Source organism: Streptomyces sp. SP18CS02 (assembly GCF_036322365.1).
Taxonomy (GTDB): Bacteria; Actinomycetota; Actinomycetes; order Streptomycetales; family Streptomycetaceae; genus Streptomyces.
Genome location: NZ_JAQYXC010000262.1, coordinates 184,398 through 200,205, shown reverse-complemented (window position 1 = coordinate 200,205; position 15,808 = coordinate 184,398). Strand labels below are relative to the sequence as shown.

The following is a 15,808-nucleotide window of genomic DNA, read 5'->3' as shown; positions in this document are numbered from 1 at the left end:
CGGTCCTCGGGAGCGGGGCGGGCGCGGGGATGAGCTGGGGCCGGGCCCGGCGCAAGCCCGAGGATGGGCTGGGGGGACGGCCGGTCCGGTGGTGATCTGACGTGAGGGATGCAGATCATAACCAGCCATGCCGGAAAATGGAGTAGTTGCCGCAATGTTCAGCACGTGATAGTCGCGGTACGCGCCCGGGCCTCCGGCGCCACGGCCCGCCGCACGTGCCATGAGGCGGCGGGACACAGGGACACCGGCCCGCCGCCTCCCCGGGGAGCACGCGGCGACGGTCCGGCCCCCCGGGGCCGGACCGTCGCCGCCTGTGCTCAGGCGCCCGGCTGCGAACCACCCGTGTCCGCGGTGACCGTGAACCGGGCGTGGAGCCGCCGGGTGTGGTCCACGAAGCGCGGTGCGCCGGTGAGCTCGACCTTCGCGACCAGGCGGATGTCGGTGCTGGACGCCGCGAGCCGCAGCTCCAGCGCTCCCGGTTCGACGACGCGGCGGCCGTCGCGGCCGGTGAAGGACGCGAGGTCGGCCGGGACGGTCACGGTCACGCGGCTCGACCCGCCCGGCGCGAGCGGCACCCGCACGTATCCGATGAGCCGCTGCACGGGCTGGACGACGGAGGCCACCGGGTCGTGGACGTACAGCTGCACGACCTCCGTACCGGCCCGGTCCCCCGTGTTGCGGACCGAGCAGCCGAGGGTGAACTCCCCGTCGGTGCCGCTCTCGCCGTTCCCGACCGTGAGCCGGCTCCAGGCGAAGGCGGTGTAGGACAGCCCGTGTCCGAAGGCGAAGGCAGGGGTCGGGTCGATGCTGGACACCTCGGTGGCCTGTGCGAGACGGGCCGCCAGATAGGTGGCGGGCTGTGCGCCGGGGCCGCGCGGAACGCTCACGGGCAGCCGTCCGGAGGGGTTGACGCGCCCGCTGAGCACGCCCGCCAGGGCTCCGGTCCCCTCGACGCCGGGGAAGAAGGACTGCACGATCGCGGCCGCCTCGTCGACGGCGCGGCCCAGTGCGTAGGGCCGCCCGGCGAGCAGGGTCGCCACGACGGGTGTGCCGGTGTCCAGGAGCGCGTCGAGGAGTTGCTGCTGGACGCCGGGCAGGGCGAGGGTGTCGGCGTCGCACCCCTCGCCGCTGGTCCCGCGGCCGAAGAGCCCGGCCCGGTCGCCGAGTGCCGCGACGACCACGTCCGCCCCCCGTGCGGTGCGGACCGCCTCGGCGAAGCCCGACCTGTCGTCGCCGTCGATGCCGGCGCCCCGCACGGTGACGATCTCGGTACCGGGGAACTCCCGCCGCAGCGCCTCCCGCAGGGTCGGCAGGGCGATGCCGACGGGAGTCCGCGGATGCCGGACGCCGACGTGGACGGGGAAGGAGTAGCAGCCGAGCACGGCGGTCGGCTCATCGGCGCCGGGGCCCACGAGGGCGATCCTGCGGGGCCGGACGAGCGGCAGGGTGCCGTCGTTGCGGAGCAGCACGATCGCCTGCTCGGCGACCTCCCGTGCGAGCCGCCGGTTGGCGTCGCCGTCCAGGTCGACCGTGCCGCGCAGCGCGGCGGGGTCGGCGAGGGCGGCGCCCTCCAGTGCCGGCGGTACGGGGCTCCAGCCGGCGTCGAGCAGTCCGAGCTGCGCCTTCTGGGTGAGGACGCGGCGCAGTGCCCGGTCCACGAGGTCTTCGGGAATCAGCCCGGCGGAGACGGCGTCCAGGAGCGGGGCGCCGAAGGTCTTGACGGTGGGGAGTTCCACATCGACGCCGGCGCGCAGCGCGGCGCCCGCGGCCTCGGCCCAGTCGCCCGCGACGCCGTGCAGGGTCTTGAGGAAGGCGATGCCGAAGTAGTCGGCCACGACCGTGCCGTCGAAGCCCCAGGTGTCGCGGAGCAGACCGGTCAGCAGCTGTTCGTCCGCGGCGGAGGGAACGCCGTCGGTGTCGGTGTAGGCGTGCATGACGGACCGGGCGCCGCTTTCACGGACGGCCATCTCGAAGGGGGCCAGCAGCACGTCGGCGCGCTCGCGGGGCCCCATGCCGACGGGCGCGAGGTTGCGTCCGGCGCGGGAGGCGGAGTATCCGGCGAAGTGCTTGAGGGTGGCGACGATCCCGGCGGATTCGAGGCCCTGGACGTAGGCCGTGGCGACGGTGCCGACGAGGTAGGGGTCCTCACCGATGGTCTCCTCGACGCGGCCCCAGCGGGCGTCGCGTACGACGTCGAGTACGGGGGCGAGGCCCTGGTGGACACCGACCGATCGCATGTCCCGGCCGATGGCGGCCGCCATGCGGCGTACGAGCTCCGGGTCGAAGGTGGCGCCCCAGGACAGCGGTACGGGGTACGCGGTCGCCTTCCAGGCGGCGAAGCCGGCCAGGCACTCCTCGTGGGCCACCGCGGGGATGCCGAAGCGGTTGGCGGCGGTGACGCGGGCCTGTGTGCGCATCAGGGACAGCGCGCCCAGTGCGGGATCGACGGGGGCCGTGCCGAAGGGCCGGGTCAGTTGGCCGAGGCCATGGGGAAGCAGGGCCTCCAGGTCGACCGGCTCCTCCATGTCGTGTTGGTAGGGGGCGACCTCGCCGCCCTCGTCCGAGGCACCGACCCAGACGCCGAAGAGCTGCGCGACCTTCTCCTCGACGGTCATGGCGGCGATCAGGGCGGAGACCCGGGTGCCGGTGTCGTGGGCGGGGTCGTTCCAGACGGGAACGGCGGGGGTGACGGGGGTTGTCTCAACTGCCACGTTGGCGGTCACTTTCCTCCGACGCCCATGAGGCCCTGGACCAGGGCGCGACGGGCGAACAGGTAGACGAGCAGGACGGGCAGCATCGAGAGCACCACGGCGGCGAGCAGCCCGGGGATGTCGATGCCGTACGCGGTTCGGAAGTCGTACAGACCCAGCGTGATCAGCTTGGCCGAGTCGGACTGGGTCAGAACGAGGGGGAACAGGAAGCCGTTCCAGGCCTGGAGCGCGGAGAACACCACGATCGTGGAGAGTCCGCCCCTGGACAGCGGGAGCACCAGCCGGAAGAAGATCTGCCGGGGCGGGGCGCCGTCGATGGCCATGGCTTCATGGAGTTCGGGGGAGATGTCGCGCATGGCGCCGCTGAGGATCAGTGCGGAGACCGGCAGGCAGAAGGCGGCGGTGGGCAGGATGACGCCGATCAGGTTGTCGTACAGGCCGGCCTTGCTGATCAGGTAGAACATCGGCACGATCACGGCCTGGGCGGGAATGGCGAGGCCGAGGAGGAAGAGCCGGAACACTCCTGAGGTGAACCTTCCCCGGCTGCGCACGATCGCGAAGGCGAGCGGGGGCACGAGCAGCAGGACGATCGCGACCACGCTGACGGTGACGATCACGGTGTTGAGGAAGTACTGGCCGAAGCCGCTGTCGAAGGCCCCGCTGTAGTTGTCGAAGGTGAGGTGATCGGGGAAGGACAGCGGGCCGCCCCGCGCGTACTCGGACCGGGACCGCACGGTCGCGGCGAGCATCACGTACAGCGGCAGGCCGACGAGACCAAGCCAGATCAGCGAGCCGGCACCTGCGAGGTAGTGGGGGCGTCGCTTCGTCACAGGTCCTCCAGGGACGTGGTCACAGGCCCTCCAGGGAGCTGCGCATCTTGTCGTAGCCGGAGAGCTTCACCATGACCAGAGAGATGACCGACGCGGCGACGACCAGCACGAGCGCGATGGCCGAGCCGGCCCCGAAGTCGAAGCCCTTGAAGGCCTTTTGATACATGTGGTAGGGGGTGATCGTGGTGTCGGTGCCGGGCCCGCCCTGGGTGAGGATGAGGACCGTCTCGAAGGTGGTGAGGCCGCCGACCACCATGAGGATGGTCGAGGTGATGACCGCGTTGCGCAGCTGCGGCAGTGTGATGTGGAAGAACTGCCGGTAGCGTCCGGCGCCGTCGATCTCCGCCGCCTGGTAGAGCACCTTGGGGACGGCTCGTGCGGCGCCCTGGTATATGAGGGTGTGGAACGGTGTGAACTGCCAGGTGCTCACGAAGGCCAGCACGCCGATCGCCGTCGCCTGGTCACCGAAGAGGTTGCCGTCGCCGAACAGCCAGGGGGCTTGGGAGGGCACCCCGAAGTTCGGGTCGAGCAGGGCCCGCCACAGTACGGAGACCGCGGTGGCGGAGAGCAGCAGCGGGACGAAGTAGATCGCCGACAGCACGGCGCGGTTGCGCTGCCGCCCGGCGGCCCAGACGCCGAGCAGGATGCTCAGCGGTGTCTGGATCACCACACCGAGCACGGTGAGCAGAAGACTCAGCCAGATGCTTTTGATCATGACGGGGTCGCCGAAGACGGCGGACCAGTTGTCCGTTCCGACGAACCTGGGTGTGCCCAGTCCGTTCCAGCTGGTGAAGGACAGCACCGCGACCATGATCAGTGGAACGATCGCGAAGAGGGCGAAGAACACCGTGGCCGGGAGCGCCCAGGCGACACCCGGTCGGCCCGCCTCGGGAACGCGGGTGCGTGACGGCCTGCCGCCGGGCCCGACCGTCACGGCGGCGGGGCGGACGCGTGCGGTCTGTGTGGTCTGTGTGGTCATGCGGGATCACACGGTGGGGAGGGCCTGCATGGCCCGGATGAAGCCGCCCTCGTCGGTCTGTCCGTTGAAGAACTGCTGGACGGCCTGGTGGATGGGGGTGATGGCGGCCGGCGGGTACGCCTGGTCCCACGACAGCTGGAAGGACGGGGCCTTCTTGACGAGGTCGAACTGGTAGGCCGAGTACGCCGGGTTGGCCGCGGTGGCGAGGAACTTCTCGGTGTTGGTCGTGGTGGGCAGGTTGCCGACCGCCAGCTGTTCCCGGACGAAACCGTCCGAGTACATGAGTTTCAGGAACTCGGCCACGGCCTCGGGGTGTTTGGTCTTCCTGGACACCGAGTAGAAGTTGTTGGTGTTGCCGACGAGGTTGGCCCGGTCTCCCTTGCCACCCGTGACGGCGGGGAAGGCGGTGTAGCCGAGGTCCTTCTCGGCGAACTCCTTGTCGGCGTCCTGCTGGGTCGCGTAGGCCCATGAGCCCATCAGTTCGAAGCCCGCCTTGCCGGTGGCGAGGAGCGCGGGGGAACCGCCGTCGGTGAACTTCACCGAGTCGAAGGTGGTGCCGAAGGCTCCGGCGTCGACCAGCTCCCTGATCATGCTCAGGGCCTTCCTGCTGTCCGCGCCCGCCCAGGCCTCCTTGTCGCCTTCAAGGGCCTTCCGGAACAGGCCCGGGCCGGCGACGCGGTCGTAGAGGTACTCGAACCACATCAGCGTCGGCCATCTGTCGCCTCCGCCGAGGGCGATCGGGGTGATGCCCTCGGACTTGAGGGTCTTCACCGCGCCGAGGAGCTCCTCCCAGGTCGTGGGCGGTGTCACGCCCGCCTTTTCGAGGACCTGCTTGTTGTGGAACAGCAGGACCGGCTGGGTTCCGCGCATCGGGACCCCGTAGGACCTGCCGTCGACGACGGCGGTGTCGAAGACCGAGGGCAGGAAGTTGCCCTTCAGGCCGGGCTCCTTCTTGATGAAGTCGTCCAGCGGCATCAGCAGGTCCGCCCGGACGTACGGCCGGATGCTGCCTCCGCCCCAGTTGAAGAAGACGTCCGGGGCCTGCGGGGTGGTCATGATCGTCTGCAGCTTCTGCTGGTAGTCGGCGCCGGGGATGGTGTCCAGGACGACCTTGACGTCGGACGTCCTGTTGAAGGTCTCGACCAGCTTCTTCTCCACCTTGTTGGTGGCGTCTCCGTAGACGAGGACGTGGATGCGCCCGTCCCCGGACGAGGCGCCCCCCTCGCCGTCCCCGCAGGCCGAAAGACCCAGGGCCAGGGCCAGCGTCACGCCGACGGCCAGCAGTCGGGGCTTGCGCGCACGTATCTTCATCGTCTGCCTCTCGAAAGTTTCGAGGTTGACACCGAAACCTGGTGTCAGCTCCGGACAGTAAAGGAGCTCCCATGGCGGGTCAACGGGCGTGCGGCGGCGCGACCGAACCGTTACCGCCGGGGCGTGACCTATCCTTCGAACATGCGTGAAGACGACGATGTGGACGGCCGGGTGACCTTGGCCGAGGTGGCTTCCCAGGCCGGTGTATCGCTCTCGACAGTTTCGAAGGTCCTCAACGGCCGCTCGGATGTCTCGCGCCCCACCCGCAGCAAGGTCGAGCGCCTGCTGGAGACACACGGCTACCGCCGTCGCACGCACGCGGCGCCCCTGGCACCCCTCATCGAGATCGTCTTCCACGAACTGGAGAGCGTCTGGGCGATGGAGCTGATCCGGGGGGTCGAGAACGTCGCCAAGGAGAACAACGCCGGCGTCGTCCTCACCGAGAGCGGCACCCGCCACGCACCCGGCCCCGACTGGGTGGAAGGGGTGCTCAGGCGCCGCCCGCTGGGTGTGGTCCTCGTCTTCTCCACGCTGCCCGACAACGTGAAGAAGCAACTCAGGTCACGGGCCATCCCCTTCGTCATCATCGACCCGGCCGGCGACCCGGAACCCGACGTGCCGTCCGTGGGCTCGGCCAACTGGTCCGGCGGCATGGCGGCGACCCGCCATCTGATCGAGCGCGGCCATGAGCGCATCGCCATCATCACGGGACCCGAGGACATGATGTGCTCGCTGGCCCGGCTCGACGGCTACCGCTCCGCGATGGCGATGGCCGGCCTGACGGCCGACCCGCGCTTCGTCCGCTTCGGCGACTTCCACGTACAGGGCGGCTTCTCCCACGCCATGGAGCTCCTGGAAGGCCCGGACCGCCCCACCGCCATCTTCGCCGGCAGCGACCTCCAGGCCCTCGGCGCCCTGGAGGCGGCCCGGCTGCGCGGACTCAGCGTCCCCGAGGACCTGTCGGTGGTGGGCTACGACGACGTACCGCTCGCCCAGTGGTCGAGTCCGGCGCTGACGACGGTCCATCAGCCGCTGCGCGGCATGGCCGAGGAGGCCGCGCGGATGCTGCTGCGCCCGCGCGACCCGGGCAAGGCCGCACTCCGCATCGAGCTGGCCACCGAACTGGTGGTACGCCAGAGCACGGCACCGCCGCCCGGCGACGCCTGAGCGGCGCGACCGCGGACGCCGGCCGGCCTTCGGGGCGGCGCCCCGAAGGCCGGCCGGCGCTGGCCGCGGGCTCCCGGACCCCGAGCGGCACGCACCCGAAATCCTTGCTTCCCGGCCGGTGTCCGCCGCCCCGCGCCACGACACGACCCAGAACCGGCTTCCCCTGGTGACACCGCGTCCGGCCACCGGAGCGCCTCCCCGCGGGAAGGCCGGGCGCGCCGCCCTGGGCGACCGGGTGTACGCGAACAGGCCGCCGAAGTGGTTGACCCGCCTGGACGGCCGCCGTACTGTCTCGGCAGCAAATCGGAGAATTCTCCGAAACTTTCGATCGCTCCATAGGCATGACGGCCCCACCTCCGCGGCGGCCGGAATGCCCGAGTGCCCGAGCCGGGCACCTGGCCACCGGCCGCCCCGCGTCCGGCGGTCGCACGGCCGGCCGGCCACTCGGATCCGCACGCACCGCACGCACATGCGCCTTCCTCCGGGCGCGCCATGCCGCGCGAGGCGCGGAGGCGTGCCACGGCGAAGGACAGAACGGTCCGCACACCGATCTGCCCGGACGCGCGACCGGCCCGGCGGCCGGCACGCCGTCCGGCACCCGCAGAAGAGGACGACACCGTGATGAGCACTTCGATGGAACCCGGGCGCACGCGCCCGAATCGGCGTTTTCGGGCCCGCGGCGCACTGGTCCTGGCGATGGCGGGCCTGCTCGCCGGGGCGGGTGCGACCGCCCTCTCCGGTTCCGCGCAGGCCGCCGGAACCACGCTCGGCGCGGCGGCGGCCGACAAAGGCCGCTACTTCGGCACCGCCGTCGCTGCCCACCACCTGGGCGAAGCGCCGTACGCCGCCACGCTCGACGCCGAGTTCAACTCGGTGACGCCCGAGAACGAGATGAAGTGGGACGCCCTGGAAAGCAACAGGGGCTCGTTCTCCTACGGCGCGGCGGACCAGATCGTCGACCGCGCCCGTGGCCGTGGCATGCAGGTCCGGGGGCACACCCTCGTATGGCACTCCCAGCTGCCCGGCTGGGTCGGCGGTCTGGGCGCCTCGGACCTGAGGTCGGCGATGAACAACCACATCACCCAGGTCATGCAGCACTACAAGGGCAAGATCGCCGCCTGGGACGTGGTCAACGAGGCCTTCCAGGACGGCAGCAGCGGCGCACGGCGCAGCTCCCCGTTCCAGGACAAGCTCGGCAACGGCTTCATCGAGGAGGCGTTCCGCACGGCCCGCGCCGCCGATCCCGCGGCCAAGCTCTGCTACAACGACTACAACACCGACGGCGTCAACGCGAAGAGCAACGCCGTCTACGCCATGGTGCGGGACTTCAGGTCACGTGGGGTGCCGATCGACTGCGTGGGCTTCCAGTCCCACTTCAACAGCGCCTCCCCCGTGCCGGGCGACTACCGGGCGAACCTCCAGCGCTTCGCCGACCTCGGCGTCGACGTACAGATCACCGAGCTGGACATCGAGGGCTCCGGCGCCTCCCAGGCGACCAGCTACGCCAACGTGGTCAACGCCTGTCTGGGCGTGTCCCGCTGCACCGGCATCACCGTCTGGGGCGTGACGGACAAGTACTCGTGGCGCGCCTCCGGCACTCCCCTGCTGTTCGACGGGAACTACACCAAGAAGCCCGCCTACAGCGCCGTACTGTCCGCTCTCGGCGGCTCGGGCGGCGGAGGCGGCACCGCCTCCTGCACGGTGTCCTACAGCAGGACCAATGACTGGAGTGACCGCTTCAACGGCAGTGTGACGGTGACGGCGGGCAGCACCGCGATCACCGGGTGGTCCGTCGCGGTCACGGTCACCGCGCCCCAGAAGGTGTCCGCCACCTGGAACGGAACGCCCAGCTGGGACGGCAGTGGCAACGTCATGACCATGAGGCCGAACGGGAACGGCGCTCTGGCACCCGGGGCCTCGACGAGCTTCGGCTTCACCGTCATGAAGAACGGCAACAACGCGGCCCCGGCACTCGGCTCGTGCAGCGCTTCCTGAGCGCACGGCTCGTACGGCCCTGAGGAGGGCGTGGCGCCGGCGCTCCGGTGTCACGCCCTCGACGCTCGCCGCTTCACTGCCCGCCGGACGTCCGGTCGCCGGCGTCCTCCTCGTCGGCGGCGTAGGCGAGGAAGTCGTCGACCATCCGGTGGAACAGCGTGGCCAGCTGCTGGAGCCCCTGCGGCGACCAGCCTTCCAGGGCCCGTTCCATCGCCCGGCGACTCGCCTCGCGCACGCGGTCGATCGCCTCCCGGCCGGACGGCGTGAGCCGAATGCGCTGCGCGCGGCGGTCCTCGGGGTCCGGCACGCGGGTCACGTGGCCGGTCTTCCGCAGCTGCTGCACCTGCCGGGTGACGTGCGAGGCCTCCACCGTCGGCCGGGACGCCGGCTCGCCGGGCCGCATCGGCTCCGATTCGTCGATCTGCCGGAGGAGCGCCACCGCCGCGCGGTCCAGGGGCACTCCCGCCTGGGCCATCCGGCGAACGCGGCCCCGGCCGGGGCGTCCCCGGCCGGGGCCTGGCACCCGCCTGACGCGGGCCGGGGCGGAGGACCGCCCGGGCCCGCGCCCGCGTTCAGCCGCCGCGGTTCACAGCGCCGTCGGCTCGCTGACGCCGGCGCGGACACGCAGGGCCTCCCCGCGCCGGCGGAGGAGGTGCGGGGCGCGCAGTTCGCTCGCGAGCAGCCGCTCGGTCAGTTCGGCGCGGCGCTGCTCGGGGACGGAGGTCCGCACGGAGTCGACGAGCCGTTCGGCGGTGGTCCGGTCGAGGTCGCCCTCGTGCAGGAGGAGCCGGGCCACCTCGGGGTCGCCGTGGTCGCCATGGTCGCCGGTGGCGGGAGCGGCGGGGCCGGGCTCGTGGGACCGGGCGACCGCGAGCAGCGGCTCGGCCGCCTCGGCGGGGAGCAGAGCGGCGTACGCGGACAGGTCGGCGTCGGCGGCGATGAGCAGCAGGTGCTTGGCGGTCAACGCGGCCTCGGGGAACGGCTCGCCGACCGCCAGCGGGGCGAGGGACCGGGGCGGGAGGCCGAGCACGCAGCCGGCGTGCAGCAGTACCTGCCTGATGCGCGCGCCCCGGGGACCGTCGGGCAGCAGAGTGGCGGTCCGCTCCAGGAACCGGGCGAGGACCGCGGTGGACGCGGTCGTGTCGATCTTCTCCCCGCCACGGAAGTAGCGGCCCATGTACGCCTTCCACCAGGACAGGTGCACCTCGTAAAGGTCCGCCACCGTGTCTTCGTAGGCGGCTGCGGCGAGCAGACCGTCGTCCGCGAGGCCGCGGAGGGCGGGCACGAGGTCGCGGTAGACCAGGCGCATCCAGGTGTGCGGAGAGCGCTGGATGCCCCAGCAGTACTCGCTGAGGTGATCGCTCAGCAGCTCCGCCAGGCCCATCTCGCCGGCGACGAGGTCGGTGCCGATGCCCGAGCCGGTGACGTCGAAGCGGTAGAAGTGGTCGGAGGACGCGGGCGGGCGGGGTGCGGGCAGCTCCTCGTCGATGATCCGTTCCAGCTCCGCGTAGCTCCGGTGCAGCTCGTCGAAGGGCAGGTCGAGCCGGGGGTGGAGGGGGTTGGCGAAGCGCGTCTTGATCTTGGAGATCTCCTCCGACAGGGCCTGGTAGAGGAAGATCTTGTCGAAGCGGTAGCTGAAGGAGAGCCCGATGTACGGGAAGACCGTGCAGCCCCGGCACTCCGACCGGTGCCCCACCTCCTCGTCGCGGACGCGGAGGAACTCCTCGTCCTGGACCAGCTCCGTGAGACTGCGGTCCCATTCCAGCGAGTTGTCGAAGGCGTGGTAGCAGGGCAGCACCAGGCGCCCGTCGGGACCGACCGTGAGAATGCGCTTGTTGGCGTAGCAGTCGGTGGGCGCGGTCGGGTCCAGGGTCTCCATGTACTTGCGGAAGTGGAGGTTGATCAGTGCGTAGGGCTGGTAGAGCAGACGCAGCAGTTCGGCGGCGATGGCCCCGCCCGTCGGCTCCGACTCGTCCATCCGGTGCGCTCGCGGCGCCTGGCCTGCGAGCGGCTTGCCGTTCTGCTCGATGAGCTTGAGCTTGCGCGCCGTCCGGTTGACGTCGCGGACGGTGTCCTGCTCGTCGAAGTACTCGAACATGCCGGAGAAGTAGATGGAGACCTTGTTGTCGTGCGCGAAGCGCAGCAGGTCCGGCACCTCGTCCACGTTCTCGCGGGTGACCACGCAGATGAGTTTGAGGTTGTCGGAGCCGGTGGCGGCGATGCGCCGGATGACGTCGAGGGCCCGGTCCAGCGTGGGTACGCCGCGGATCTCGCGGTAGCGATCGGGCCGCAGGGTGTCGAGGGAGACGTTCATGGTGTCGACGTACGGCACGATCGCGTCGATGTGCTTGGCGAACCGGATGCCGTTGCTGGTGATCTCCACCGCCATGCCGAGGGATTTGGCGTACTGGACTATCTCGTCGATGTGCGGGTGCAGTACGGGCTCGCCGCCGGTGAAGTCGACATAGCGCACGCCCAGCGCGTGGAGCTCGTCCAGGATCTGGCGGGCCCGGTCGGGGGTGAGCTCCTGGTAGCCCTTGAACTTGTCGTCCTGCCAGACGTTGCAGTAGCCGCAGAGCGAGTTGCAGCGGAAGGTGATGTAGAAGCGGGCCGACTGCAGGCGCCCGGGCGGGGCGGTGGTCGTGAGTTCCGTGGTGGCTGTCACGCTGTCTCTCCATCCATGCGGCATGGTCGAGCGGGGGGCCGGGATCCGGTTCCTCGTCGTCGTGCGGGAAGGCCGGCGTGGACGCGTTCGGGTGGGGCGGGCTTGATGTTTCCATCCGCCCACAGCCGCTGCAATATCGTTCGGAAATATTCTGCAAGCTCTTGCGAAGGGAACGGTACGCGCAACGCGATTGCCGGGCAGAGGAGTTGCAGCCCCGGTGGCAGGCCGGGCCGGCGGGCCGGACGTACGATCCGGGCCGGCCAGGCCCGTTCACCACGCCGGCCCGGGTCAGGGCAGCGGGGCGCCCCGGGCAGCGACCCACAGCTCGTACCACTCCTCGTGGGAGAGCAGGGGATCGCGCTCCACCGCGTCACGGCAGGCGAGGATGCGTTCCGGCCGGGAGGTGCCGATGACCGGGACGATGCCGGCCGGGTGCCTGCGCAGCCACCACAGGAGGATCGTCTCCGGTGTCGTGTCCTTGCGCGCGGCGAGCTTCCTGACCAGCTCACCGGCCGGCGTGGACTCCGGTCCGGTGAAGCGTCCCCGGGCGAGGGCGCCCCACGCCTGGAGGCTCACACCGTTGGCGCGACAGTACTCGATCGTGCCCAGCGGGAATCCGTTCGCGGCCGCCGCGGGCGTGTTGACCAGGACGCCTGCCTCGACCCAGTCGCGCCGCTCCAGGCTCATCTCCAGCTGGTTGACGACGAGGGGCACGTCCAGGTGGCTCTGGAGGTGGGCGATCTGCGCGGCGCCCATGTTCGACACGCCGAACCGTCGCACCAGCCCCTGCCCGTGCAGGGACGCGACCGCCTCCGCGATCTCCTCCGGGTCCGCGAGCGGGTCGGGCCGGTGCAGCAGGAGCACGTCGATCACGTCCGTGCGCAGCCGGGTGAGGCTCTCCTCGACCCTCCGGACGATGCTCGACGCCCGCAGGTCGTAGAGGCCCGGCCGGTCGCCGTCGGGAAGCCGGATGGCGCACTTGGTCTGCAGGACGATGTCCTCCCGCAGCCCCGGCGCCCTGGACAGCACTTCGCCGAAGACCGCCTCGGACTTGCCGTGCCGGTAGATGTCCGCGTGGTCGAAGGCAGTGATCCCGGCGGCCAGGGCGGCCTCGACCGCCGCCTGCGCGTGGGCGATGTCCGCCGCGGCGTACGGCGTGCGGTCCCAGCCGCCCCCGAGCCCCATGCAGCCGTACAGCAGCCGGCCGTGCTCCGTGCCGGTCCGTCGTGTCATCGCGGTCCCTTCCCTGTCTCGCGACGTCTCTCCCGACGTCTCTTCTGACGCCTGTCCCGACGTCTTTCCCGACGCCTGCCCTGACGTCCCTTCCGACGCCTGCCCTGACGTCCCTTCCGACGAAGCCGGTGCTTGTCGCAGGTCGGTCCGTCGGTGCTTCCGCTTCATCCGTGTCGTGCGCGTCATCCCGGCACCGTGTCATCGCGTCACCGTGTCATCGCGTCACCGTGTCATCGCGTCACCGTGTCATGGCGTCCGCCAGCATCTCGGCGACGGCGAGCACCGGAAGCTGGGTGTTCGCCGCCGGGACCGTCGGCAGGATCGAGGCGTCGACGACCCTCAGGTTCGCCACGCCCCGGACGCGGCCCTCCCCGTCGACCACGGCCGACGGGTCGCTCACGGGCCCCATCGCACACGTGCCGACGGGGTGCCAGTACGTGCCCAGCCGGGCACGCAGTTCCTCATCCGGCAGGTCCTGTGCGGGCGTTCCCCGCGCCGGTCCCGCCAGCGGCCCGAACGCGGCCGAAGTGGCCAGGCGTTCGACGATCCGCAGGCCCGACCGGAGGGCGGCGACGTCCCTGCCCTCCGGATCCGAGAGGAACGCGGGGTCGATCTCCGGAGGTGCGGTGTGGTCGGCGGACCTCAGCCGTACCCGGCCGCGCGAGGCCGGCTTCATGAGGAACGCGGAGATTCCGGCCTCGTACCGCCCTGGCGGCAGCCTGCCGAACAGCGGATCGCCCGCGGACGGCAGGATGTGCAGGTTCCAGCCGCCGTCCGGGGACCCCTCGCCGGCCGCCCTGATCAGCATCCGGCTGACGTACAGGTCTCCGGCGGCCTCCTTGGCGGCCAGGGCCGCGTTCAGGTCGTCCGTCGGCTCCAGCGGCACGAAGACACCGGGCTGGTCGACGAGGTTCGCCCCGACCCCGGGCAGGTCGACCTCGGGGCGGATGCCGGCCTCCCGCACATGGTCCGCCGGCCCGATACCGCTGCGCATGAGCAGTGCGGCAGAGCCGAAGGTGCCGCAGGCGACCAGGAACTCGCCGGCGACGACGGTCCTGAGCCCTCCCTCGACGTCCAGGTCGACACTGTGGACCCGGCCGCCGCGCACCGCCATGCGTGCCACCACGGCCTCCGCGACGATCGAGAGGTTCGGCCGGGACCGTACCTCCGCGTCGAGGTAGGCGAGGGCCGCGTTCCAGCGGATCCCGTCGACGGCGTTGATCAGCGGTGTTCCGTACCCGGGGCGACCCGGAGCACCCATGTCCACCCGGTCGTAGCCCAGTTCGGCGGCCGCGGCCAGCGCGGCGCGGCTCCAGGGCGAGAACTCGTTGTCCGGGACCTCCCGCAGGCCCATGTGCTCCACCGCCCGGCGGCGGTAGGGCTCCATCGCCGCGGCGGACCACAGCGGACCGCCCGCGCGCGCCCATTCCTCGTGGTCGGCGTCCGAGCCCCAGGTGTTCCAGCAGCCGTTGACGCACGACGAGCCGCCCAGGATGCGCGCCCTGATGCGGTGCACCTCGGTGTGGCGCTCCCACACGTCGTCACGGGGCAGGGCGCGGGCGTTCAGCACCTTCGGGGGCCAGGCCCGCCGGTCCGCGCCGTGATCGGGGCCCGCCTCCACCAGGCAGACCGTCCGTCCGGGGTCCTCGCTGAGGCGGGCGGCCAGCACACAGCCGGCCACTCCCCCGCCGAGGATCACGACGTCGAATCCGGCCCCTCGCGGCACGGCCGTCACGCGAGCCCCCCGGCGACGGGAGCGACCGAGCCGCCGCGGACGGGCCGCGCGGACATCCGGGACTCCAGCTCGGCGGCCCGCGCGAGAAGCCGGTCGCGTCCGATCGGGTCGACCCTGGTCGCCGGAACGGTGCAGGCGTAGGCCCCGGCGACGGCCCCGTACAGGCCGCACCGCCACGGCGGCTCGCCCGCCAGCCAGCCGAGGAGGAAGCCGGACGCGAAGGCGTCGCCGGCCCCGTTGGAATCGACCACCGGGACGGGGGGCTCGACGGCCGGGACATGGGTCAGTTCGCCGTCGGCCAGGAGATACGCGCCGTCGGCTCCGGCGGTGGCGACGACCACCTCGGCCCGGCCGCGCTCCACGACCTGGCGCATGGTGCGCTCGGGGTCCGCCAGGGCGGTGGTGGAGACGAAGACGAGGTCCGCCTCGTGGGCGAAGGGTTCGTGGTACGCGTTGAGGCCGTCCCAGTTGTGCAGGTCGGTCGAGATGGTCAGACCGGCCTCCCGCAGGGCGGGGAGGGCGAACGCGCACGGGTAGGTGATGGACACGTGGGCGTGGCGGCTCACCGCCGCCAGGGACCGGACCGTCTCCGGGGGCAGCCGGTCCGCCTCCCGTGAGCGGCTGTCGTCGTACAGGGACAGCCGCCGTCCGTCGGGGTCCACGAGGTTGACCGCACGCTTGGTGCCACCGGGCAGCGGGACCGTGGTGAGCGCGATACCGCGGTCGCGGTGGAGCGCGCGGATCAGCTCGCCCTCGTGGTCGTCACCGATCATGTCGAGGTGGCGGGTGCGCAGCCCCAGCGCGTTGACTCCCAGCGCGACGAAGTCGCCGCTCTGTCCCGCCCGCGTCTCGATCCCGGGCCGGATCATGTAGCTGTCGGCGTACGGCAACGGCAGTTCGGGAACGTGCACGATCGTGTCCACTCCTGCGCCTCCCAGGACGAGGACATCGGTCTCGGTGCTCATGGGTGCTCCTCTCGGGCCAAAGGTGTGACCGCGGCGGGCCACTCGGCGACCAGCACACGACAGCTCGACCACTCCGGACGATCCTCGGCGTTCACCCCGGATCCGTGACGGCGCCTCCCGGCCCGGATCTCCACGACCGGCCACGCCGCCCGCCCGACCCACCACACCGACCGACCCACCGCACCGCACCGCACCGACCGACCACGCCGACCGCGCC

At 71.5% G+C, this 15,808-nt stretch carries 11 protein-coding genes; 2 read left to right on the top strand and 9 right to left on the bottom strand.

What is annotated here, in order from left to right; translation table 11 throughout:
* Positions 1 to 317: 317 nt before the first annotated feature.
* The 4 genes from PUR26_RS06645 to PUR26_RS06630 are packed head-to-tail and all read right to left on the bottom strand — an operon-like array spanning position 318 to position 5,831.
* Complete coding sequence (locus PUR26_RS06645; protein ID WP_329870127.1) at positions 318 to 2,723, bottom strand: glycoside hydrolase family 3 N-terminal domain-containing protein; 2,406 nt, start codon at positions 2,721 to 2,723, stop codon at positions 318 to 320.
* A complete protein-coding gene (locus PUR26_RS06640; RefSeq protein ID WP_329870124.1) occupies positions 2,720 to 3,541 on the bottom strand; it encodes a carbohydrate ABC transporter permease in 822 nt (273 codons plus the stop codon). The genes PUR26_RS06645 and PUR26_RS06640 overlap by 4 nt, the downstream gene beginning before the upstream one ends.
* A gap of 19 nt (positions 3,542 to 3,560) precedes the next feature.
* Entirely contained in the window at positions 3,561 to 4,520 is a 960-nt protein-coding gene (locus PUR26_RS06635; protein ID WP_329870122.1) for a carbohydrate ABC transporter permease, read from the bottom strand.
* 6 nt (positions 4,521 to 4,526) lie between these two features.
* Positions 4,527 to 5,831 carry an ABC transporter substrate-binding protein gene (locus PUR26_RS06630; protein ID WP_329870120.1) on the bottom strand — a complete coding sequence of 435 codons (1,305 nt, stop codon included), beginning with the start codon at positions 5,829 to 5,831 and terminating at the stop codon, positions 4,527 to 4,529.
* A gap of 141 nt (positions 5,832 to 5,972) precedes the next feature.
* Here PUR26_RS06630 and PUR26_RS06625 point away from each other — a divergent pair, with 141 nt between their 5' ends.
* Both PUR26_RS06625 and PUR26_RS06620 read left to right on the top strand, forming a co-directional pair.
* The gene (locus PUR26_RS06625) at positions 5,973 to 6,998 is read left to right on the top strand and encodes a LacI family DNA-binding transcriptional regulator (protein WP_329870118.1); all 1,026 of its coding nucleotides are present in this window, start codon (positions 5,973 to 5,975) and stop codon (positions 6,996 to 6,998) included.
* A 621-nt stretch (positions 6,999 to 7,619) separates the two neighbouring features.
* On the top strand, positions 7,620 to 8,993 hold the full coding sequence (locus tag PUR26_RS06620) for an endo-1,4-beta-xylanase (protein WP_443076990.1): 1,374 nt from the start codon (positions 7,620 to 7,622) through the stop codon (positions 8,991 to 8,993).
* A 73-nt stretch (positions 8,994 to 9,066) separates the two neighbouring features.
* Here PUR26_RS06620 and PUR26_RS06615 read toward each other — a convergent pair whose 3' ends face one another.
* The 5 genes from PUR26_RS06615 to PUR26_RS06595 all read right to left on the bottom strand — a co-directional run bounded on the left by PUR26_RS06615 (position 9,067) and on the right by PUR26_RS06595 (position 15,591).
* Positions 9,067 to 9,516, bottom strand: coding sequence for a MarR family winged helix-turn-helix transcriptional regulator (locus tag PUR26_RS06615; RefSeq protein WP_443076989.1), 450 nt, complete (start codon positions 9,514 to 9,516; stop codon positions 9,067 to 9,069).
* Positions 9,517 to 9,579: 63 nt separating this feature from the next.
* The gene (locus tag PUR26_RS06610; RefSeq protein WP_329870116.1) at positions 9,580 to 11,658 is read right to left on the bottom strand and encodes a radical SAM protein; all 2,079 of its coding nucleotides are present in this window, start codon (positions 11,656 to 11,658) and stop codon (positions 9,580 to 9,582) included.
* A gap of 288 nt (positions 11,659 to 11,946) precedes the next feature.
* Complete coding sequence (locus PUR26_RS06605) at positions 11,947 to 12,891, bottom strand: aldo/keto reductase (protein WP_329870114.1); 945 nt, start codon at positions 12,889 to 12,891, stop codon at positions 11,947 to 11,949.
* Positions 12,892 to 13,129: 238 nt separating this feature from the next.
* The gene (locus PUR26_RS06600; RefSeq protein WP_329870113.1) at positions 13,130 to 14,626 is read right to left on the bottom strand and encodes a GMC family oxidoreductase; all 1,497 of its coding nucleotides are present in this window, start codon (positions 14,624 to 14,626) and stop codon (positions 13,130 to 13,132) included.
* Positions 14,623 to 15,591, bottom strand: coding sequence for an adenosine kinase (locus PUR26_RS06595; protein ID WP_329870111.1), 969 nt, complete (start codon positions 15,589 to 15,591; stop codon positions 14,623 to 14,625). Before PUR26_RS06595 ends, PUR26_RS06600 begins: the two co-directional genes overlap by 4 nt.
* Positions 15,592 to 15,808 lie beyond the last annotated feature (217 nt).

Excerpts from the sequence above, each read along its gene's own strand:
- PUR26_RS06625 (WP_329870118.1), top strand. The coding sequence starts at position 5,973 with ATGCGTGAAGACGACGATGTGGACGGCCGGGTGACCTTGGCCGAGGTG.
- PUR26_RS06620 (WP_443076990.1), top strand. The coding sequence starts at position 7,620 with ATGAGCACTTCGATGGAACCCGGGCGCACGCGCCCGAATCGGCGTTTT.
- PUR26_RS06635 (WP_329870122.1), bottom strand. The coding sequence starts at position 4,520 with ATGACCACACAGACCACACAGACCGCACGCGTCCGCCCCGCCGCCGTG.
- PUR26_RS06595 (WP_329870111.1), bottom strand. The coding sequence starts at position 15,591 with ATGAGCACCGAGACCGATGTCCTCGTCCTGGGAGGCGCAGGAGTGGAC.
- PUR26_RS06605 (WP_329870114.1), bottom strand. The coding sequence starts at position 12,891 with ATGACACGACGGACCGGCACGGAGCACGGCCGGCTGCTGTACGGCTGC.
- PUR26_RS06630 (WP_329870120.1), bottom strand. The coding sequence starts at position 5,831 with ATGAAGATACGTGCGCGCAAGCCCCGACTGCTGGCCGTCGGCGTGACG.